The sequence below is a fragment of the Plantibacter sp. genome (assembly GCF_059073635.1).
On sequence record NZ_JCACOF010000010.1, the window covers coordinates 544,504 to 563,843 of the forward strand.

Below are 19,340 nucleotides of genomic sequence, written 5' to 3' on the forward strand. Positions count from 1 at the left end.
TACGACCTCCTCGGCGTCGCCCACACCGCCGTCACCCCGCGCCCGAGCGGTCCGGTCGACACGACCCGCGCACTGGAGCTCTACGAACGACTCGGCGGGATCGAGGCGCAGTGCGATCCCGGACTCCTCGCCGGCCTGGCCGGAGCCCTGGACACCCTGGAACGAGCCGGCTTCACCGTGCCACCCGCAGTCCTCGACCGCTATGTCGACGCAGCGCGCAGCATCGCCGAAGCCGAGATCGACGGCATCCCGGCGGACTCACCCGAGCTCGCGGTGCAGTACATCGTGCTCGGCACCGTGCTCACCGAACCGCTGATCCTCGCCCTCCGTCGGGCGGCCCAGCAGGTGGTGTCGTCGGAGCGCTTCGCCGGGACGGAAGCTCCCGGCGTCCGAGCCGTCCTGACGCTCAGACGTCGCGCGCCTCAGGCGTCGAGTTCCGCCGAGGTGGGCGGGTTCGCTCCCGGCCGCGACACCGTGATGCTCGCGGCCCGCGCGGCGCGGTCGAGCAGCTGCTGCAGCACCTCGTCGGACACCTCACGAAGTCGCTCCTCGGCCCCGGGCCCAGCGATACCGGCGGTCAGCAGTCCGTCGATCAGCGCACCCATGAACGTGTCGCCGGCACCGACGGTGTCGGCCACCTGCACCCGCGGCGTCTCGATCTCGAGCACGGAACCGTCTCTGACCGCGACCGCCCCGTCACCACCCATCGTCACGACCACGAGTCCCGGCCCGGCCGCGACCCATTCCCGAGCGGCGTCGACCGGTGCCACACCGGGCAGCAGGAACGCGACGTCCTCGTCACTCGCCTTCACGACGTGGGCGCGCGCGATGCAGTCGAGGGCCGCCTGGCGGACGCGGGCCGCGTCGTCGATGAGCGATGGCCTGATGTTCGGGTCGTAGGTGATGAGCGCCGAGGGACGACGCGTCTCGACCAGCTCGCGCAGGCGGTCGGCACTCGGCTCGAGGACCGAGGCGATCGAGCCGGTGTGGACGACGGCGGCGTCCGGCGCACCCGAGGCCTCCAGATCGAGCGAGAGGTCGAACTCGTAGGTGGCCGCCCCCTCGGCGTCGAGGGTCGCCTGAGCTGTGGACGTCCGACCGGTCGGAGCCGACACGAGGGTCACCGCGGACGCGTCGAGCCAGGAGCGGATCGCCGCGCCGCGCTCGTCGTCGCCCACATGGGTCACCAGGGCCGGGGCACGGCCCAGCCGACCGAGGGTGATCCCGACGTTCGCCGGGCTGCCGCCGGGGCTCTCCGCCTGCGTCCCGTCGAGCCGCCGGACGATGTCGATGAGGGTCTCGCCGGCGATGAGGACGTCGGTCGTGGGGGCTGCGTGCATGGCATCTCTCTCTGCTGGGTGCGAGGGTCGGGTGGCGTCAACCGGCGTCGGTCGACACCGCGGCGATGAGCGAGTCGCGCTCGATGATCGGCATCGTGACCAGCTCGTGCCCGAGGGCGTGCTGACCGAGGAGCATCGAGGCTCCGAGCGCGCCGATCTCCTGGTAGGGCAGCCGCGCGGTGGTGAGGCCCGGGCGCAGGTAGCCGGCGAGGATCTCGTCGTCGAAGGAGACGACGGAGACGTCCTGCGGGATCCGACGCCCCTGTTCGAGCAGCACCTGGTAGGCACCGAAGGCGACGCCGTCGTTCGCGGCGAGGATGGCCGTGACGTCCGGGTGGCGCTCGAGGAGCGTCGGCCGTCGCCTCGTAACCGGGTTCCGGCTGCCACTCGACGATGTCGACCCGAGCAGGTTCGATCCCGGCCTCCGCGAACGCTGCGGCGATGCCCGCGAAGCGGAGTGCCACCGTCGCCGTCTGTCGCGGATCGTTGATGACGTCCTGCGGCAGGTCGCCGACCACGCCGATCCGTCGGTGACCCGCGTCGACGAGCCGCTTCGCGACCGCGTACCCGGCAGCTCGTTCGTCGGGCAGGACGTTCGCGTGTCCCGAGGAGGACGCTCCGTTGAGCACGACGACGGGGACACCGGTCGAGGTGGCGGGGAGGTCGATGAGGCGGGCGCCGAGGAGGCCGATGAGGATGCCGTCGACGCGGTGGTCGATCATCGTCTCGAAGGCGCGGGCGAGGCCGCCCTCGATCCCCTCGGTCTCCGCGATGAGCATCGTGTGGTCGTGGGCCTTCGACACCTCGAGCGCGCCGCCGATGAGCCCTGAGGCGTGCCGGGTGAGCGTGACCTCGTCGGAGATGAACCCGATCGTCCTGGTCTTCCCGCGGCGCAGCACCTGGGCCGCGGGGTTCGGGCGGTAGTCGAGCTCCGCTGCGGCGGCGCGAACCCGCTCGACGGCGTCCGCGGACAGCCGGGAACCGGGGCGGTCGTTCATGATCATGCTCACCGCGGCCTTGGACATGCCCGCGCGCTCCGCGACGTCCGCGAGGGTCGTGCGGCGGCGTTGCGTGGACATGACACTCCCTCGTGCGGTTTGCTGAATCAGTTCAGCATATCGCGCGGAGCTGTGTTATGTTTCGTTTGCTGAATCCGTTCAGCACCTCCATTCACGGCTCATCGTCCGCGCCCTGCGAACGGTCGGCCCCGATTTCGCAGGAGCAACAACGTGGTTGATCTGAGTCGCAGGGCGGCACTCGCCCTGCTCGGTCTCGGTCTGGCGGGCACGGCCATCTCCTGGCCGCGCCTCACCGGCGGAGACATCCCCGGCCGAGGTGACGACGCCCTCACCGTCGCCCTCTTCGGCACCGCCCAGGACGCCGCCGCCCGGCAGTCGCTCGTGGACGGCTTCCAGAAGCTGCACCCCGACATCCCCGTCCGGATCATCGCGATCCAGGGCCAGGACTGGGGCAACTTCTTCGCCAAGATCCTCACGATGGTCGCGGCCGGCACCCCGCCGGACATCGTGTCGGTCGCCACGGAGGGCACCCAGCTGTTCGCGGAGCGACTCGCCCACCCGATCGACGAGTACGTGCAGCGCGACGCCGCCGAGCTGCAGGAGTACTTCGACGACGTGAACCCCTCGCTCATCGAGTCGTTCATGTACAAGGGCAACCTGTTCCAACTGCCGGACAACTTCAACGCGGCGAACATGTACTACAACACCTCCGCGTTCGAGCGGGCCGGCCTCGAGCGTCCGCGCGACGACTGGTCGGTCGACGACTTCTTCGCCGTCGGCCGCACCATGCAGGCCAGCGCCCCCGGATCGTTCCTCCCCTACTTCTGGAACAACCGGCTCTGGGGCGGTGTCGTGCCCTGGTTGTACATCAACGACACGAGCTTCCTCACCGAGGAGAAGGCACCCGGCGGCGACTGGATGTGGTCGAAGTTCTACCCGGACGAGACCCCTCGTGGTGGTGGGTACCTGTGGGAGAACGCCGACGCGCTGAGCGACCGCACCGTCGAGAGCTTCGAGGTCCTGCAGCGCATGGTCTCCGAAGGGCATCGCCGCGAACCCCGCCCAGGGCGGCGGCAACGAGCTCGTCTCGCTCTTCTCCCGCGGCTCGGTCGGCATGACGCCGGCCGGCGGGTTCTGGGTCAAGGGACTCAACGACGCCGGCCTCGGCGACGACGAGTACGACGTCACCTACTTCCCGAAGATGCGCGGACAGCGCCACCAGTTCGGAGCCGGCGGCTACGCGATGATGCAGACCTCCGAACGCAAGGACGAGGCGTGGGAGTGGATGAAGTACTGCATCTCCGTCGAGGGCATGTCGATCGCGCACAGCCAGCCCGACTCGTCGCTGCCCCGGCGCTCGCTCAACGCCGAGCTGTACGGCGGTGACATCGGACCGAAGCACTGGGAGGTCTTCTACGACACCCTCGACCGGTTCCCGACGACCGGCCCGATGCCCGCGCCGCCCCAGCAGGCGGCCGTGGAGTCGGCCCTCATCAAGAACGTGGTCGGCGCGATCACGAACGGCCCGAACGGCGTCCGCCGCGGCCTCGAGACGATGCAGCGGGACCTCGAGCTCGCGCTGAAGGGACGATGATGGCACTGCAGTCACCGACGGCGACCCGGGCACTGGTCGTCCCGCCCGAGGCGAAGACCGGCCGCCGACGTCCCGCGCCGCGCGGGAGCCGCCTGCTCGTCTGGGTGTTCCTCGCCCCCACGCTGATCGGCCTCGGACTCTTCAGCTTCGTCCCGATCATCGGGTCGTTCGTCCTCGCCTTCTTCCGGTGGGACATCATCTCGGCACCCGAGTTCGTCGGCGTCGGCAACTTCGTCGACCTCGCCGCCAACCCCACGGTGCGCGTGTCCTTCCTGAACACGGTCGGCTTCGTGGTCGTGGCGGTGACGCTCCAGCTCGCCGTCGCGCTCCTGCTCGCGATCCTCGTGCAGTCGCGGATGCCGGAATGGCTGCGCACCTTCTTCCGCTCCGCGCTGTTCTTCCCGTTGGTGCTGTCGGCCGCATCCGTGTCGCTCGTGATGTCGTACCTGTTCAACCAGGAGTTCGGCCTCGTCAACGAGTTCCTCGGGCTCTTCGGCGTCGGGAACATCGGCTGGCTGACGACCGGGTTCGGGGCGAAGATCGTCGTCCTCCTCGTCTACGTGTGGCAGAACTTCGGCTTCACCTTCCTGCTGTTCATCGGCGGACTCGCCGCGATCCCACGCGAGGTCTACGAGGCGTCGTCGCTCGACGGCGCGTACGGCTGGAGCCAGTTCCGGAACGTCACCCTGCCCCTCGTGAGCCCGACCATGCTCGTCGCGTCCGTCATGGCCATCATCAGCGCCCTGCAGATCTTCGACCAGCCGTACGTCCTCACGCGAGGTGGGCCGGGAGACGACACCCGTACCGCGGTGATGGTGATCTACGAGTCCGCGTTCCAGCAGCTCGACTTCGGTCTCGCCGCAGCGATCGGCATCGTGCTGACGCTCCTGATCATGCTCGTCACCGCCGCACAGTTCCGGCTGAGCAAGCGTTTCGTCTTCTACGGATGAGGTCCCAGATGTCCATCGCAGCAGTCACCCCCGACTCATCACGCCGCCGACTCGCCACGGCCGGGAAGTTCCTCGTCCTCGTCATCGCCGCGTTCCTCACGCTCGCGCCCGTCGTGTGGACGCTCATCACGGCGCTCACCCCCGCGAACGTCGACACCGGGCAGACCGAGTTCGGCCCGGGCGCGTTCATCGACGTCTTCCAGAAGATCCCGATCCTGCTCTACACGTGGAACAGCGCGCTCGTGACGCTCCTCATCGCGGCCGGGCAGATGCTCAGCGCGGCGATGGCCGGCTACGTGTTCGCGCGCTTCGACTTCGGCGGCAAGCGCATCCTGTTCGGCCTCATCCTCGCCACGATGATGGTGCCGATGCAGGTGACGATCGTCCCCGTGTTCATGCTCATCCGCGGCATGGGACTCTCGGACACGCTCCTCGCGCTCATCATCCCGATGATCCCGACGGCGTTCGGCACGTTCCTCATGCGGCAGTACTTCATGGGGTTGCCGCCGGAGCTCGCCGAGGCGGCGCAGATCGACGGGGCGGGACCGTGGAAGATCTTCTTCCGCATCTACCTGCCGCTCGCCGCCCCGGGCCTCGCGATCGTCGGCATCCTCGCCTTCAACTACCACTGGAACGAGTTCTTCCGGCCATTGATCCTCACGATCAGCGAGCAGAACTTCACCCTCCCGCTCGGGCTCGTGACCCTGCAGGGCAACCTCGGCACCGGGTCGGTCGCGACCGTCCTCGCCGGTGTCGTCCTGTCCATGATCCCGGCTGCGCTGGTCTTCGTCTTCGGCCAGAAGCCGCTGCGCGAAGGGCTCACCGCCGGCGTCAGCAAGTGACCAGCACCACCGCCCTCCCCTCGATCCGACTGATCTCGAACCGAAAGGAAGCCATGACCGGCCTCCACGCAACGCACGTCCTCGACCGCGGCTTCCCGCTGCTGCACCCGCGACCCGAGGCCGGGTGGTTGAACGATCCGAACGGCATCATGTTCGTCGACGGTCGCTGGCACGTCTTCTTCCAGTACAACCCGGGGTCGGCCCGGCACGAGGACATCCACTGGGGTCACGTGAGCTCGCCGGACCTGCTCGCCTGGGAGGAGCACCCGGTGGCCCTGGCACCCCGCCCGGGCACCACCGACGGCTTCGGCTGTTGGAGCGGCGTCGGGGTCGTCGACCAGGGCCGGCCGGCCGTCGTCTACTCGGGCGCGCGTGACCGGCACGGGTTCTCGGAGGTCGTCGTCGTCCACGGCTCGGCGGATGCGCAGGACTGGACCGGCGAACGCATCGTCGCTGCCGGGCTCCCCGCCGATGAGCGCGTGACGATGGTGCGCGACCCGTTCCTCTTCGAGCTGGGTGGGCGCCGCTGGGCGATCCAGGGCGCCGGCCGCTCCGACGTCGGTGGCGCACTACTCCTCTACGGCGTCGACGACCTCGACGCCTGGACCGAGGAGGGGTACCTGCTGACGGCCGAGGCGCCGGTCGTCTCCGAGCTCGCTCCGTGCGAAGGGTGGGAGTGCCCGCAGCTCGTGCGGGTCGGCGACGACTGGGTGCTGCTGGTGTCACTGTGGCTCGACGGCCAGCCGCACCGCGGGGTGGCCTGGGTCCTCGGCTCGATGGAGCTCGACGAGGCCACCGGGCGACCCGTGTTCAGCGCCCGCCGGACCGGCATCATCGACGAGGGGTCGAGCTTCTACGCGCCGCAGGCCGTGCAGTCCGACGGCTCGGACGGACAGTCGGAGCGGGTGCTGCTCTGGGGCTGGGCGCAGGAGATCGCCCCCGATGGCGTGCGCGGCCGGACGCAGGCGGACACCGACGAGCAGGGCTGGTCGGGCATGCTGACGTTCCCGCGCGAGCTCGTGGTCCGGGGCGACGAGGTCGAGCTGATCCCGGCGCGGGAGCTGACGGGACTCCGGGCCGAGGTCGTCGACGCGGCGGAACTCCCTGATCAGGCGGAGGTGCGACTCACGGGCGCAGGCGCGGCCTCCCTCGAGCTGTCGGGTTCGGACACGCAGCTGATCTGGCACGGCGAGCTGGCCGACGGGGACGAGGTCCGGATCCTCATCGACGCGTCGATCGTCGAGATCCACCACACCGGGCACCCCGCTCGGACGTTCCGGGCGTATCCGGCCGACGGCGAGCGATACGCCGTGCGGCACGACGCGACCGTGCGAGCCGAGGCCTGGTCCCTGGAGGTCTGACGGCCTGAGCGACTCCCGCGCGACGCCGCCGGCCGATGCAACCACGCATCGTCCGGCGGCGTCAAGGTGTACGCCCAGGTTCTTCGAACGCGTAGCGTCCCCCTATGACGACCGTCGAGACGCTGGACCCCACTGCCATCGAACGCACCGAGCTGAGCCTGCGCCGGGCAAAGCGGCCGACGTCGATCCTCGCGGGTCCGTATGGTCACCCACTCCATGCGGTCGCCGTCACGATCCCGATCGGTGCATGGACGGCGAGCCTCGTGTTCGACCTCGCCTCACGCTTCGTCGACGATCCGAAGTCGTTCGCGCGCGGAGCGACCTGGCTCGTCGGGATCGGTCTCGTCGGCGCATCCGGAGCAGGGACGCTCGGACTCATGGACCTGCGCACCATCGACCGTGGCACCCCCGCCCGACGGATCGCCCTCACCCACCTCGTGGCGAACGTCGCCGCGGTCACCCTGTTCACCGGCAGCCTGATCATCCGGGCCCGATCACCGCACCACCGAGCGGGCGTCGCAGGCGTCCTGTGCAGCGTGCTCGGGTACGGCCTCGTCGGGCTGTCGGGCGTGCTCGGCGGCGAGCTCACCTACCGCTACGGCGTGCGGGTCGCCGACGAGGAGACCCAGCGCAGCGGCTACTCGCCGAAGCAGGCGCTTCCGGCGCGCTGAGCGCGACCCGCATCGGGTCCGCCCCACTCCACGTTCACCGCTCGGTCGGGAGCAGTCCCAGCCGCCGTGCGGTGGCCAGCGCGTCCTCACGGGAGTCGACGCCGAGTTTCCGGTAGACGTTCCGGAAGTGGAACTTCACCGTGTTCGCGGACACGTACAGCGCCTGCGCGATGTCCTGCCGGGTCCGGCCCTCCGCGGAGAGCTGGAGGATCCGGCGCTCGGTGGCGGTGAGCTCCACGAGCTGCACGGTCTCCGGCGTCGGCTCGGGACTCGAGGCGAGCGTCCGCTCGATCCGCGCATGGGTCTCGCTGGGCGACATCGTGCCGAGGAGGTGTCGAAGCGGCCTGCGCGGCGCGACCACGAACGGTGTGAGCATCCCGGTCCGCGCCGTCGTCGCGATCGCCTGCAGGAGATGCCGCCGACCGTCCTCGTCCGAGTCGTCGGCGAGCGCCGAGGTGATGAGCAGCTCCGTCTGCGCACCGGCGTCGATGTGCTCCTCTGCGAGCCCGGCGGTGGCGAGTTCCCGCGCGAGGGGTTTGCGGTCGGTCAGGAGCGCGAGCCGCGAGGCGACCGCCGCGGTGTGGGCGTTCCGGTCACGGCCGTCGAGGAGGACGCTGGCCTCCGTCGGACGGTCGAGGGCGAGGAGGAGTGACGCTTCCACGGCGTCGAGGAGTCGCTCCGACCCGGCATGACGCAGGCTGCGACCGGCGAACACGCGGGTGCGTTCGATGAGCTGCAGCGCCGCCCGTCGATCGCCCCAGAGGAGTGCGTGCTGCGCTTGCGCGTAGGTGATGAACGGCGCCCAGGACCGCTCGCGGTTGACCTGGAGCTCGAGCGTCGCGAGCGCCGCCTCCGCCGCCGCCCGGTCGACGCGGGCGATGGCGATCAAGGCCCGGGCGATGGCACCCGACAGTTGGACCAGCGGCACCATCCACCCGTGCGCGCCGCCCCCGTCGTCGTGGCGCTCGAGCCAGCGGTCCGCCTCCACGATCTCGCCGCGCACCGCGTAGAGCAGGGCGAGCTTGCCGGAGGCGTCACCGCCGTTCCGGCCGTCCCACGACTCGTGTCGGAGCTCGTACGCCTCGCGGAGCACGAGGCTCGCCTCGTGGAGGTCACCCACGAGCAGTTTCGTGATCCCCACCTGCAACAGGGCGGTGGGGACGCGGGGCGCGAACTCGGTCGGGCGGTGCACGCGGGCCCGTCGCGCGAGCTCCTCGGTGATCCGCGCGTAGTGCAACGCGCGCTGGTGCCGACCGTGCACGCGGTAGGCGATCATGAACGCCGTCGATGCGCTCAGGCTGATGCGCGCGAGCTCGGTGCGAGCTCGGTCCCGGAGGTCGTCGGGATCGGTCGGGAGCTGGAACCGCCCCACCGACTGGTCGAGTGCGTCGGTCTCCCCACGGATGTTGAGCCGGATCTCCCGGACGGCGAAGACGATGGGGTGGTTCGAGAGCACGCGCGCCGGGAGCGCCTGCAGCGCACGGTCGAGCGTCGCGAGGTCGAGCGCCATGAGGATCCCCCACTCGTACTCGATCACCGAGACGACCGTGTCCCAGTCCTCCTCCTGGATGGCCGTGGTGAGGAGACGGGTGACCGGGGCGACGTCCGTGGGGTGGAGGAACCCCGCCCCGAGGGAGGGAAAGTACCTATTCCGACCGATGTGCACGGGTCAACCCTAAGTGACCGTCACCTCGTCGGGGAACACCCGGGGCAGGATGCGGGGTGGTCTTTGGCCGATCCGCCCGGACCGCGTCGGGGTTGCCGCTCTACTGATCCTCGGCCCCTCAGCTGGGGCCAGGTTTTCGGCGGGCGCACCGCCGCTTCACGGGGAAGGCAACACACATGCAGCAGCACACGGGTCGAAGGAGTCACCGCGCACGGTGGCGGAACCGGTGGGGGGCACCGTCCGCCGGTCGCGCGACCATGGGGATCATCGGGGTGACCGTCCTGTCGGCGCTCTCGCTCGTCGGGGTCGGCTCGAGCGCGCAGGCGCTGCCCGGGACGCCGGGGACGCCGCAGTCGGGCTCGGTCGTCTACACCGAGGACTTCGAGAACGGCGCGACGTCGCCGACGTACATCGAGGACTACGTCGGCGCCGACGGCACGCGCTACACCGCGGACGCCTCCTGGCGCGACCACACCCAGTGCAACGGCAACATCACGAGCTTCGCCTCGTCCGCGGAGCCGCAGTGCCTCGCGGCATCGGCGTCCGGTGAAGGGCGCACGCGGCAGCTCGCCTGGGCCCTCGGCGCCGGCGACACGGCCAACCACTCCGTGAGTGCCTGGACCTCGCAGCAGAACCTCACGATGAACCCGCCGAACGCGGTCGAGTTCGCGACCGTCGACCCGATCGCGCTCACGAGCGCCGGCCGGTACCTCACGACCTCGGTGGACCTCGCCGCGGTGTCCTGCAACGCGTCGCAGCAGCCCGTCCTCGAGTTCTTCCTCACCGACGACCAGGGCGGCGCCCACTCCGTCGGGGCCATCAACGGCTGTACCGCAGCCGGTTCCCGCTCCGTCACCGCACCGGCGACCGGTGCGGCCGGGGCGGAGAACGTCCGCGTCGGCACCTACGTCTCGCCGGGAGCCGTCCTGCTCCCCGGGGCGACCGTCGGCATCGTCGCCCGCAACCTGACCGGCGGCGGCACGGCCGGCAACGACCACGCCTTCGACAACATCCAGGTGCTCGACGTCTCCCCGCAGTTGGACAAGTCGTTCAGCCCGGCGAGCGTCGTCGCCGGTGAGACGTCCACGCTGACCCTCACGATCACCAACACCGACGAGCTCGCGGCGAAGAACGGCTGGTCCTTCACGGACGCGCTGCCCGCCGGCCTGACGATCGCCGACGGCGACGCCTCGACCACCTGCCCGTCGGGTGTGGTCACCGCGCCCGAGGGCGGCTCGTCGATCGACGTCACCGGGAACCTCAGCCAGGGCATGACCTCCTGCGCCGTCACCGTCGAGGTCACCTCGCCCGTCGCCGGGACGTTCACGAACGGTCCCGACAACATCACGAGCGTGGGCCTCAACCCGCCGGCCGACGCCACGGTCGAGTTCGTGCCGCAGGCTCCCGCGATCACCGTCGTGAAGTCCGCGTCACCAGCTGCTGCGGAGTACGCCGTCGGCGACGAGATCACCTACTCCTTCCTCGTCACCAACACCGGCAACGTGCCGCTCACCGACGTCCAGGTCGACGAGGGCGCGTTCACCGGGACCGGTGACCTCTCCGACGTCGTCTGCCCGCCGGGAGCGGCGACGCTCGCCCCCGCGGCGGCCGTCACCTGCGAGGCCACCTACACGATGACGCAGGCCGACATCGATGCCGGGACCGTCTCCAATTCGGCCACCGCGACCGGGACCCCGCCGCAGGGCCAGCCACCGGTCTCACCGCCGTCCGAGGTCACCATCCCGGGCGTGGCCCAGGCCCCGGCGCTCACCGTCGCGAAGTCGGCGACGCCGACGACGGTCGCGAACGCCGGCGAGGACGTCACCTACTCGTTCCTCGTCACCAACACCGGCAACGTCACCCTCTCCGACGTCTCGATCATCGAGGGCGAGTTCACCGGCACCGGCGAGCTCTCCGACGTGGTGTGCCCGGCCGCAGCCGGCTCGCTCGCCCCGGCGGCGACCGTCACCTGCGAAGCGAGCTACACGGTCACGCAGGCCGACGTCGACGCCGGCTCGGTGACCAACTCGGCGACCGCGACCGGCACCCCGCCGGCAGGCGGCACTCCCCCGGTCTCACCGCCGTCGGAGACCACGGTCGAGTTCCCCGCCGCGCCCGCCATCACGGTGGCGAAGTCCGCGACGCCGACCACGGTCGCGAACGCCGGTGAGGACGTCACCTACTCGTTCCTCGTCACCAACACCGGCAACGTCACCCTCACCGACGTCCAGGTCGTCGAGGGCGACTTCACCGGCACCGGCGAGCTCTCCGACGTCGTCTGCCCGCCCGCGGCAGGTGCGCTCGCTCCCGCCGCGACCGTCACCTGCGAGGCCACCTACACGGTGACCCAGGCCGACGTCGACGCGGGATCCGTCACGAACACCGCGACCGCGACCGGCACCCCGCCGAACGGTGGCACTCCCCCGGTCTCGCCGCCGTCGGAGACCACCGTCGCGTTCCCGGCGACACCCGCCATCACGATCGTGAAGTCGGCCGATGCGGTGGCCCAGGACGGCCTCGCGGTCGGCCAGGTCGTCACCTACTCCTTCCTCCTCACCAACACCGGGAACGTCACGCTGACGAACCCGACGGTGGTGGAAGGGGAGTTCTCCGGCGCCGGCGAGCTGTCCGACGTCGTCTGCCCGGCCGAAGCCGCTTCGTTGGCACCGGGCGCGACGATCACCTGCGAGGCCACCTACACGGTCGTGCAGGCAGACGTCGACGCGGGCCTGATCACGAACTCGGCGACCGCGACGGCGACGCCGCCGAACAGCGTGAACGGTGTCCCGCCGGTCTCGCCGCCGTCCGAGGTCACGATCCCGTCGCCGCCCGTCCCCGGCCTCTCGGTGGTCAAGACGGCCGACGTCGAGCGGGCCACGACTGCGGGACAGGTCATCACCTACTCGTTCCAGGTGACGAACACCGGCAACGTCACCCTGCGTGACGTCGCGGTCGAGGAAGGTGACTTCACCGGCACCGGGCACGCTCTCCGCGATCACCTGCCCGACGGGCACGGCGCTCCTCGCCCCCGGGCTCCAGGTCGTCTGCACCGCGACCTACACGGTCACCCAGGCGGACCTGAACGCGGGCTCGATCCGCAACACCGCGTTCGGGACCGGCACGACGCCGGGCGGCGAGTCGTTCACCTCCGACCCGTCCACGGCGACCGTGAGCACGCCGGGTCCGGTGCTCGCCTCGACCGGAACGACCGTCGCACCACTGGTGGTCGGGGCGGCGATCCTGCTGTTGCTCGGTACCGGGCTCGTCATCCGACGCCGCCTCGTCACCGGACGCTGACCCGGAACTGACCGATCGGGCGGGTCGAGCCTTCGGGCTCGGCCCGCCCGTCGTCCTTCCACCACCACTACCCTGTTGAGGCCATGAGAACCGCGACCACCACGACCCTGCTCCGCTGCGCGGCCTTCGGCGCCGTCGGTGCCGTCATCCTGTTCCTCGTCAGCCCGCTGACGTCGACCGCCGCGGTGCTCAACCCCGTGCTCTACGCCGCGATCGCCGCCGTCACGATGGTCATGCCGATGCTCGCCAGGCGTTGGACGGGCGTCCCCGGTGCGACGGTGCTCACCGCAGCCGTCACCGGGCTCCTCGCGCTGCCCGTCACGGCCCTCGGCCCGGCGATCATCGTCGCGCTCGTCGTCCCGGCAGCCGCGATCGACCTGGTGCTCGCCCGCCGCCGTCACCCCGCGCGCATGACGACCTGGCTCGCGGCCGCGGCCGGCGGCGTCGCGATCTGGGCGCTGTCCTTCGCGGTGATCTCGCCCGACCTCATCTCGCCGGTGCTCGTCATCGTGCTGCTCGCGGTCCGCGTCGTGAGCTACGTCCTCGCGATGGAGCTGGCCGGTCTCGTCGCCGGGCGCCTCCGCCGATCCGGCGTGCGATCAGGGCGTCGCCGGGACGTCCGCCGAGGATCCTCCGACGCCTGATCCGCGTCAGCCTGCAGCCGCAGCATTCCACCGGAGGCGGCCGGGGTCAGCGTCCCACTCCTCCAGCAGCGCTGCACCGGAGGCGACCGGGAAGGTCGTGATCAGGCGCTCGTCGATGCCGTACACGAGCGCGACGGCGTCGGTGTCCGTCGGTTCGCCGAGCCCCAGAACCATCCGACCGGACGGGCCGTCGGCCATCCGTACCGGTCGTGCGAGCAGGTCCTGCGCGGCCGCCGTCACCCGCGACAGCAGGGACGACGCACGGGCCCATGGGACGAACTCGTCGTCAGGGAGCCCGAACGCGCGCGCGAGCGCTCCGTCCAGCCAGCGGTCGCGTTTCAACCCGTAGGGTGTCGGGACCGCCGAGAGCAGGTAGCCGTAGACGTGGAGGAGCCCGGCGTTCCCGACCGGCCAGGCCGCGGCGAGGCCGGCGCGCGCATGCAGCGCCTCGAACAGCGCACGTGGGATCACGGGCCCGCCCGTGTGCTCGTCGATGACGGTCGACGCACCCCACGAGGCGAACCGGCCTGCCACCGTGTCCTCGTCGATCGCCGCACCCAACCAGGAGTGCTCCTCGAGCACGGTCGAGGGTTCGGTCTCTGCTCGTCGCGCGAGCTCCGTCATCATCACAGCACCACAGCATAGGCGGCTCGTGCGTCGGTGAATTCACCCGCCGTTCACCCGCCATGGTGATTGCGTCCACACTCGCCGTCCATGATGGACGCAGCGTCCGCAGGAGCGGCCGTGTGAACGACACGCTCAGAAGGAGCGCCTGTGGCCCCCACCATCCTCTTCGATTTCGACGGCACCCTCGCCCTCGGCGACGGGCCGATCACGGCCTTCGCCCGCGCCATCGCCGAGCGCACCGGCGACTCCGGAGTTCGCGATGCGCGCCGAGGCCGCCCTCGCCGCGTTCACGACCGGCGAGACCGACGCCCGCGACGGGTACGACGCCGTGACCCGGATCGCCCGCGAAGCCGGCGTCGGTGCCGACGTCATCGGCGCGTCCTACGACGACTCCCGCGCGCTGCTCGGCTCGAGCGAAGCGGCGGTCGACTCTCCCGAGAACCTGCCCGCGTTCCTCGAGACGCTGGGCACCCACGCCCGACTCGTCCTGGCGACGAACGCCCCCGGCGACGGCATCACGGCGCTCCTCCAGTCCTGGGGCGTCGCCGAGGTGTTCGACGCCGTGCACTTCACCGTCGGGAAGCCGGCAGGCCTCGTCCCGCTCATCCGTGACGCGCTCGCCGCCGGCCCCGTCCTCGCCGTCGGCGACATCGTCGAGAACGACCTCGCTCCCGCCGCCGAGCTGGGCGCCGACACCGCCCTCGTCGGCGCGACCTTCGAGCGCTCGACGGCCACAGCCACGATGCGTGGGCGCTCACTCGCCGACCTGTACGACCAGATCATCGCCTGGGCCGCAGCCGCATCGCGCCACCCCGACGCCTCCCAGACCTCCACTCCCGCTCCGTCCGCCTCCTGATCACCCTCCACCCTCGAAAGGCATCCCGAACATGCGCAAGACCCTGCTCCTCACCGGCGTCGCGGCCGTCGCCGCCCTCGCCCTCGCCGGCTGCAGCCCCGCCGCCTCGTCCCCGTCGGCCACGGGCACGGCGTCCTGGCCCGACTCCATCACCATCTCGCTCGTGCCGTCCGTGGAGGGCGAGGACCTCGCCGAAGCCCTCGACCCGCTCACCAGCTACCTGTCGGAGAACCTCGGCATCAAGGTCAACGGGGTCGTCGCGACCGACTACGCCGCGACCGTCGAGGCCCTCGGCAGCGACCAGGCACAGGTCATCATCACCGACGCCGGCTCGCTCTACAACGCGACCGAGCGCTACGACGCGAACCTCGTCCTGCGCGACGTCCGCTTCGGCGCGACCTCGTACGCGTCGGTCGCCTACACGAACAACCCCGACAAGTACTGCGCCGAGGCGCCGGTCATGGTCACCTACGCGGCGAGCGACACCCCGCTCTCGTACTGCAACGGCATCGAGCCCGGCGCAGACGCTGCGACCGGTGCAGGACCGGCCGCGCTGAAGGCCCTCGACAAGATCTCGAAGGGCACCAAGGTCGCCCTGCAGGCCGCGACCTCGCCCGCCGGGTACCAGTACCCCGTGGTCGCGATGCGTGACGCCGGCATCGACACGGACGCCGACATCACCCAGGTCCCGGTGGAGGGCAACAACAACGCGGTCCTCTCCGTCTACAACGGCGACGCCGAGGTCTCGTTCGGCTACTGGGACGCGCGCACGACCGTCCTCAAGGAGGCGCCCGACGTCGCCGACAAGGTCGTCGCGTTCGCCTACACCGAGATGATCCCCAACGGCGGCGTCGCGGTCTCGAAGTCGCTCCCGGCCGACCTCACCAAGCAGCTCACCAAGCTCATGGCGGGCTACGCGGACTCCTCCGACGCGGCGAAGAAGGTCATGTTCGACCTCGTCGGCCTCTCCGGCTGGACCGACAAGACCGCACCGGACGAGATCACCCGCTACGGCGAGATCCTCGACCAGTTCTCGAACTGACCCGCTCCAACCGATCGACCCTCTCCAGGAATCCGGTGCATGAACACTGATCAGCATCGCGCGGAGGCCCGAGCCCAGCTCGCGGCCTCCGCGTCGTGGTCCATCCGTCTCGACGACGTCTCGGTCACCTACCCGAACGGCACGAAGGCGCTCCGCAACGTCTCACTCGACATCGCCGCCGGGGAGATGGTCTCCGTCGTGGGGCTCTCCGGCTCCGGCAAGTCGACGCTCATCCGCACGATCAACGGCCTCGTGCCGGCGACGAGCGGGACCGTCGCCGTCGGGCCGCACACCGTCACCGGTCTGCGCGGCCGGCAGCTCCGTCGGCTGCGCGGGCACGTCGGCATGATCTTCCAGGGCTTCAACCTGGCCGACCGGACGAGCGTGTACCGCAACGTGCTCGTCGGCCGGTTCGCCAGCACCCCGACGTACCGGAACCTCCTCGGCCTGACCACCGCCGCCGACCGGGAGCTCGCCCTGCGTTCGCTCCAGTCGGTCGGCATGCTCGACAAGGTCTGGACCCGCGCGGCGCAACTCTCCGGCGGGCAGAAGCAGCGGGTCGCGATCGCCCGCGCCCTCACGCAGCAGCCGAGCGTCATGCTCGCCGACGAGCCCGTCGCGAGTCTCGACCCGCCGACCGCGCACACGGTGATGAACGACCTGCGCCGGGTGAACACCGAGACGGGTCTCACGGTGCTCGTGAACATCCACCTCATGGACCTCGCCCGCACCTACACGACCCGCATGATCGGGCTCCGCGACGGCGAACTCGTCTACGACGGCTCCGCAGCCGACGCGACCGAGGCGGACTTCGAGCGGATCTACGGTCGCCCCATCCAGCCCGACGATCGGCTGGACCGATGACGGCGACCAGGACCGACGCGAAGCCGCCGTCCGGGACCGACTGGCAGCTGCCGCCCAGGCCGAGCACCCGACTGCGGACCGCGCTCATCATCGGGGCCGTGGCCGCCTTCACGATCGCCACCTGCCTCCCGGCGATCGGCGGCGTGCAGCTCGACTTCGGCGCGCTCGTCTCCCACTGGGACAACGGTTCCGGTCTGCTCCTCCAGCTCTTCCAACCCGACTTCGCCTTCCTGCCGCGCACGGTGCAACCGATGCTCGAGACGCTGCAGATGGCGCTCGTGGGTGCGGTGGCCGCGGCGTTGCTGTCCGTTCCGCTGACGCTGTGGGCGGCGGCCCCGACGAACCCGAACGGCCTGTCGCGTCGCATCCTGCGCGCGATCGTCAACGTCATCCGAGCGGTGCCCGACCTCGTCTACGCGACCATCCTCGTCGCCATGGTCGGCGTCGGTGCGCTGCCCGGCCTCCTGACGCTCTTCCTCTTCGACCTCGGCATCATCGTCAAACTCGTCTCCGAGGCCATCGACTCCGCCGACCACCCGTACATCGAGGCCGGCAAGGCCGCCGGTGGGACGCAGACGCAGATCAACCGCGTCACCGTCCTCCCGCAGGTCTGGCCGCTGTTCGCGAACCAGTGGCTGTACACCCTGGAGCTCAACGTCCGCATCTCCGCCATCCTCGGCATCGTCGGCGCCGGCGGCATCGGTCGGCTGCTCGACGAACGGCGGGCGTTCTACGCCTACGACGACGTCTCGGTGATCGTCCTCGAGATCCTCGTCGTCGTCGTGCTCATCGAGGTCGCGTCCAACCTGCTGCGGAGGCGACTCGTATGACCGCGAACGATCCGAACACGTTGCTCCCCCGCCGTCCCTCGCGACTCGTCCCGACCCTCGCGGCCGTCGCCGTCGGGATCGTCGTCATCGCCGCGACCGCCGGCCTGCCGATCGACTGGCGCGACCTCGGCACCGTCCCGGCGCAGCTCGTGCACTTCGGCGGGCTCATGTTCGAGAGCCCGAACTGGGAGAAGCTGCCGCGGGCGCTCACCGAGATGTGGCGGTCGATCTCGATGGCCTGGATCGGCGCGATCCTCTGCGTCCTCGTGTCGATCCCGCTCGGCATGCTCGCCGCAGGGTCGGTCGGTCCGGTCTGGCTGCGGCTGCCGCTGCGTGGGGTGTTCGCCGTCATCCGCGCGGTCCCGGAGGTGATCATCGCCCTCATCCTGCTCACGATCACCGGGCTCACCCCGTTCACGGGCGCGCTGGCCCTCGGGATCGCCGGCATCGGCACCCAGGGGAAGTGGGTCTACGAGACGATCGAGTCCGTGCAGGAGGGTGCCTCGGAGGCCGTCCGCGCGGCCGGTGGCGGTACCGCCGAGGTGACGCGCTGGGCGCTCTGGCCCGCCGCCGCCCCGGCACTGCTGTCGCTCGCGCTCTACCGGTTCGAGATCAACATCCGCACCTCGGCGGTCCTCGGGCTCGTCGGCGCGGGCGGGATCGGCAGCATGCTGGCGAACTACACCAACTATCGCCAGTGGGATACAGTCGGGATGCTGCTGATCGTGGTGGTCGTCGTGACCATGACGATGGACGCGATCTCGGGTGCCATCCGACGCCGGATCACCCGGGGCCCCGGCATCGCCCGCACCACCCGTACCGCCCTTCCCGCCCGCACGACGAGGAGCCGCAATGTGGACAGGGTCCGCTGACGCCCCGCCGACGGCCAGGATCGCGATGCTCGCGCCGTCGCTCCAGCCGAGCGAACGCCGGGTGGCCGAGACGGTGGCCGAGGACATCGAGGCGAGCATCGAGCGCACCGCCCAAGAGGTCGCCGACCTCGCCGGCGTCGGCCGCGCCACCGTCATCCGCACCGCGCAGTCGCTCGGGTACGAGGGCTACCCGCAGCTGCGGGTCGCCCTCACCCGCGAGGTCGCGCTCGGGACACCGACCGCCCGCGACGATGGCGACGACACGATGCTCGGCACCCTCCGCGGGGCCATCGACCACTTCGCCGGTCGCCTCGGCCAGACGACGTCGGCGATGACGGAGGAGACGCTCGAACGGTTCGTCCGCGTGCTCGACGAGGCGCCGAGACTGCTCATCGCGGCGAACGGCCTCTCCTCACCGCTCGGTTCCGATCTGGCGATGCGGCTCATCTCGGCCGGCCGGCCGGCCGAGTACCTGCCCGACACCCTCGGGCAGCAGATCGCGGCCACCCACCTCGGCCCGGGCGCGGCGTGTCTGGTCCTGTCGGGTTCGGGCGCGAACCGGGCGTCCGTCGACGTGGCCGCGGCAGCTCGGGCGAGTGGCGCGACCGTCCTCGCGATCACCTCCTTCCCGCGCTCGGCCGTCGCCGAACTCGCCGATGTCGCGCTCGTGGTCGCTCCCATCGACGCGACCTTCCGGGACGAACTCGTGCACACCTCCCGGGCGGCCATCATGCTCGTGACGGAATCCGTGGTCGGTCTGCTCGTGGGCCGACGGGGCGATCGTGCGCAGCGCGCCCAGTCGGCGACGCTCGCGGTCATCAGCGGCTCGCTGTCGGACGACGCTTCGGACTGACCCGGCTCAGGC

The 19,340-nt window shown here is 70.7% G+C and carries 17 protein-coding genes and 3 pseudogenes; 14 read left to right on the forward strand and 6 right to left on the reverse strand.

All coding sequences use genetic code 11. The features are described 5' to 3' along the window. Positions 1–422: 422 nt before the first annotated feature. The 3 genes and pseudogenes from AC5JOC_RS14765 to AC5JOC_RS14775 all read right to left on the reverse strand — a co-directional run. Entirely contained in the window at positions 423–1,340 is a 918-nt protein-coding gene (locus AC5JOC_RS14765) for a carbohydrate kinase family protein (RefSeq protein WP_159879575.1), read from the reverse strand. Between the two features lie 37 nt (positions 1,341–1,377). After that, positions 1,378–1,824 carry a substrate-binding domain-containing protein gene (locus AC5JOC_RS14770; RefSeq protein ID WP_494246893.1) on the reverse strand — a complete coding sequence of 149 codons (447 nt, stop codon included), beginning with the start codon at positions 1,822–1,824 and terminating at the stop codon, positions 1,378–1,380. Next, positions 1,793–2,119 (reverse strand): annotated as a pseudogene (locus AC5JOC_RS14775) (LacI family DNA-binding transcriptional regulator); the annotation flags it as partial. The pseudogene AC5JOC_RS14775 and the gene AC5JOC_RS14770, both read right to left, overlap by 32 nt. Here AC5JOC_RS14775 and AC5JOC_RS14780 point away from each other — a divergent pair. Further along, entirely contained in the window at positions 2,037–2,264 is a 228-nt protein-coding gene (locus AC5JOC_RS14780) for a hypothetical protein (protein WP_494246665.1), read from the forward strand. The pseudogene AC5JOC_RS14775 and the gene AC5JOC_RS14780 sit on opposite strands and share 83 nt — an antisense overlap. Positions 2,265–2,311: 47 nt before the next feature. On the opposite strand, the pseudogene AC5JOC_RS14785 reads toward AC5JOC_RS14780, so the two are convergent. Continuing rightward, positions 2,312–2,419, reverse strand: a pseudogene (locus AC5JOC_RS14785) (LacI family DNA-binding transcriptional regulator); the annotation flags it as partial. 150 nt (positions 2,420–2,569) lie between these two features. Here AC5JOC_RS14785 and AC5JOC_RS14790 point away from each other — a divergent pair. The 5 genes and pseudogenes from AC5JOC_RS14790 to AC5JOC_RS14810 all read left to right on the forward strand — a co-directional run bounded on the left by AC5JOC_RS14790 (position 2,570) and on the right by AC5JOC_RS14810 (position 7,777). Next, positions 2,570–3,953: pseudogene (locus AC5JOC_RS14790) on the forward strand (ABC transporter substrate-binding protein). Continuing rightward, entirely contained in the window at positions 3,953–4,903 is a 951-nt protein-coding gene (locus AC5JOC_RS14795; protein WP_079706932.1) for a carbohydrate ABC transporter permease, read from the forward strand. Before AC5JOC_RS14790 ends, AC5JOC_RS14795 begins: the two are co-directional and overlap by 1 nt. An 8-nt stretch (positions 4,904–4,911) precedes the next feature. Beyond that, positions 4,912–5,745 (forward strand): carbohydrate ABC transporter permease, encoded by an 834-nt coding sequence (locus tag AC5JOC_RS14800; RefSeq protein ID WP_175117588.1) that lies wholly within the window; start codon positions 4,912–4,914, stop codon positions 5,743–5,745. A gap of 53 nt (positions 5,746–5,798) precedes the next feature. Continuing rightward, on the forward strand, positions 5,799–7,106 hold the full coding sequence (locus AC5JOC_RS14805; protein ID WP_494246667.1) for a glycoside hydrolase family 32 protein: 1,308 nt from the start codon (positions 5,799–5,801) through the stop codon (positions 7,104–7,106). Positions 7,107–7,210: 104 nt separating this feature from the next. Then, positions 7,211–7,777: a DUF2231 domain-containing protein gene (locus tag AC5JOC_RS14810; RefSeq protein WP_411558718.1), complete on the forward strand. Its 567-nt coding sequence runs from the start codon at positions 7,211–7,213 to the stop codon at positions 7,775–7,777. A gap of 34 nt (positions 7,778–7,811) precedes the next feature. Here the strand turns inward: AC5JOC_RS14810 and AC5JOC_RS14815 are convergent, their stop codons facing one another. Next, positions 7,812–9,443, reverse strand: a complete 1,632-nt coding sequence (locus AC5JOC_RS14815; protein WP_137243510.1) for a helix-turn-helix transcriptional regulator — start codon at positions 9,441–9,443, stop codon at positions 7,812–7,814. A 176-nt stretch (positions 9,444–9,619) separates the two neighbouring features. On the opposite strand from AC5JOC_RS14815, the gene AC5JOC_RS14820 reads away from it, so the two are divergent. Both AC5JOC_RS14820 and AC5JOC_RS14825 read left to right on the forward strand, forming a co-directional pair. Next, positions 9,620–12,751: a DUF7507 domain-containing protein gene (locus AC5JOC_RS14820; RefSeq protein ID WP_494246668.1), complete on the forward strand. Its 3,132-nt coding sequence runs from the start codon at positions 9,620–9,622 to the stop codon at positions 12,749–12,751. Between the two features lie 72 nt (positions 12,752–12,823). Beyond that, on the forward strand, positions 12,824–13,384 hold the full coding sequence (locus AC5JOC_RS14825) for a hypothetical protein (protein ID WP_494246669.1): 561 nt from the start codon (positions 12,824–12,826) through the stop codon (positions 13,382–13,384). A 6-nt stretch (positions 13,385–13,390) separates the two neighbouring features. Here AC5JOC_RS14825 and AC5JOC_RS14830 read toward each other — a convergent pair whose 3' ends face one another. After that, positions 13,391–14,011, reverse strand: coding sequence for an amino acid deaminase (locus tag AC5JOC_RS14830; protein WP_494246670.1), 621 nt, complete (start codon positions 14,009–14,011; stop codon positions 13,391–13,393). A 259-nt stretch (positions 14,012–14,270) separates the two neighbouring features. Here AC5JOC_RS14830 and AC5JOC_RS14835 point away from each other — a divergent pair, with 259 nt between their 5' ends. The 6 genes from AC5JOC_RS14835 to AC5JOC_RS14860 are packed head-to-tail and all read left to right on the forward strand — an operon-like array spanning position 14,271 to position 19,328. Next, positions 14,271–14,867 carry an HAD family hydrolase gene (locus AC5JOC_RS14835; protein WP_494246671.1) on the forward strand — a complete coding sequence of 199 codons (597 nt, stop codon included), beginning with the start codon at positions 14,271–14,273 and terminating at the stop codon, positions 14,865–14,867. A gap of 31 nt (positions 14,868–14,898) precedes the next feature. After that, positions 14,899–15,909: a phosphate/phosphite/phosphonate ABC transporter substrate-binding protein gene (gene phnD, locus AC5JOC_RS14840; RefSeq protein ID WP_079706925.1), complete on the forward strand. Its 1,011-nt coding sequence runs from the start codon at positions 14,899–14,901 to the stop codon at positions 15,907–15,909. Positions 15,910–15,948: 39 nt separating this feature from the next. Then, positions 15,949–16,773, forward strand: a complete 825-nt coding sequence (phnC, locus tag AC5JOC_RS14845; RefSeq protein ID WP_124769805.1) for a phosphonate ABC transporter ATP-binding protein — start codon at positions 15,949–15,951, stop codon at positions 16,771–16,773. Next, positions 16,770–17,603, forward strand: coding sequence for a phosphonate ABC transporter, permease protein PhnE (gene phnE, locus AC5JOC_RS14850; protein ID WP_079706923.1), 834 nt, complete (start codon positions 16,770–16,772; stop codon positions 17,601–17,603). The genes phnC and phnE (AC5JOC_RS14850) overlap by 4 nt, the downstream gene beginning before the upstream one ends. Beyond that, positions 17,600–18,475, forward strand: a complete 876-nt coding sequence (phnE, locus tag AC5JOC_RS14855) for a phosphonate ABC transporter, permease protein PhnE (protein ID WP_085512370.1) — start codon at positions 17,600–17,602, stop codon at positions 18,473–18,475. The genes phnE (AC5JOC_RS14850) and phnE (AC5JOC_RS14855) overlap by 4 nt, the downstream gene beginning before the upstream one ends. Further along, the gene (locus tag AC5JOC_RS14860; RefSeq protein ID WP_121293987.1) at positions 18,456–19,328 is read left to right on the forward strand and encodes a MurR/RpiR family transcriptional regulator; all 873 of its coding nucleotides are present in this window, start codon (positions 18,456–18,458) and stop codon (positions 19,326–19,328) included. Before phnE (AC5JOC_RS14855) ends, AC5JOC_RS14860 begins: the two co-directional genes overlap by 20 nt. The last annotated feature ends 12 nt before the right edge of the window (positions 19,329–19,340 follow it).

Coding starts and splice junctions, on each gene's coding strand:
- AC5JOC_RS14765 (WP_159879575.1), bottom strand. CDS start 1,340: ATGCACGCAGCCCCCACGACCGACGTCCTCATCGCCGGCGAGACCCTC.
- AC5JOC_RS14780 (WP_494246665.1), top strand. CDS start 2,037: ATGCCGTCGACGCGGTGGTCGATCATCGTCTCGAAGGCGCGGGCGAGG.
- AC5JOC_RS14795 (WP_079706932.1), top strand. CDS start 3,953: ATGGCACTGCAGTCACCGACGGCGACCCGGGCACTGGTCGTCCCGCCC.
- AC5JOC_RS14800 (WP_175117588.1), top strand. CDS start 4,912: ATGTCCATCGCAGCAGTCACCCCCGACTCATCACGCCGCCGACTCGCC.
- AC5JOC_RS14805 (WP_494246667.1), top strand. CDS start 5,799: ATGACCGGCCTCCACGCAACGCACGTCCTCGACCGCGGCTTCCCGCTG.
- AC5JOC_RS14810 (WP_411558718.1), top strand. CDS start 7,211: ATGACGACCGTCGAGACGCTGGACCCCACTGCCATCGAACGCACCGAG.
- AC5JOC_RS14820 (WP_494246668.1), top strand. CDS start 9,620: ATGCAGCAGCACACGGGTCGAAGGAGTCACCGCGCACGGTGGCGGAAC.
- AC5JOC_RS14825 (WP_494246669.1), top strand. CDS start 12,824: ATGAGAACCGCGACCACCACGACCCTGCTCCGCTGCGCGGCCTTCGGC.
- AC5JOC_RS14830 (WP_494246670.1), bottom strand. CDS start 14,011: ATGATGACGGAGCTCGCGCGACGAGCAGAGACCGAACCCTCGACCGTG.
- AC5JOC_RS14835 (WP_494246671.1), top strand. CDS start 14,271: ATGCGCGCCGAGGCCGCCCTCGCCGCGTTCACGACCGGCGAGACCGAC.
- phnD (WP_079706925.1), top strand. CDS start 14,899: ATGCGCAAGACCCTGCTCCTCACCGGCGTCGCGGCCGTCGCCGCCCTC.
- phnC (WP_124769805.1), top strand. CDS start 15,949: ATGAACACTGATCAGCATCGCGCGGAGGCCCGAGCCCAGCTCGCGGCC.
- phnE (WP_079706923.1), top strand. CDS start 16,770: ATGACGGCGACCAGGACCGACGCGAAGCCGCCGTCCGGGACCGACTGG.
- phnE (WP_085512370.1), top strand. CDS start 17,600: ATGACCGCGAACGATCCGAACACGTTGCTCCCCCGCCGTCCCTCGCGA.
- AC5JOC_RS14860 (WP_121293987.1), top strand. CDS start 18,456: ATGTGGACAGGGTCCGCTGACGCCCCGCCGACGGCCAGGATCGCGATG.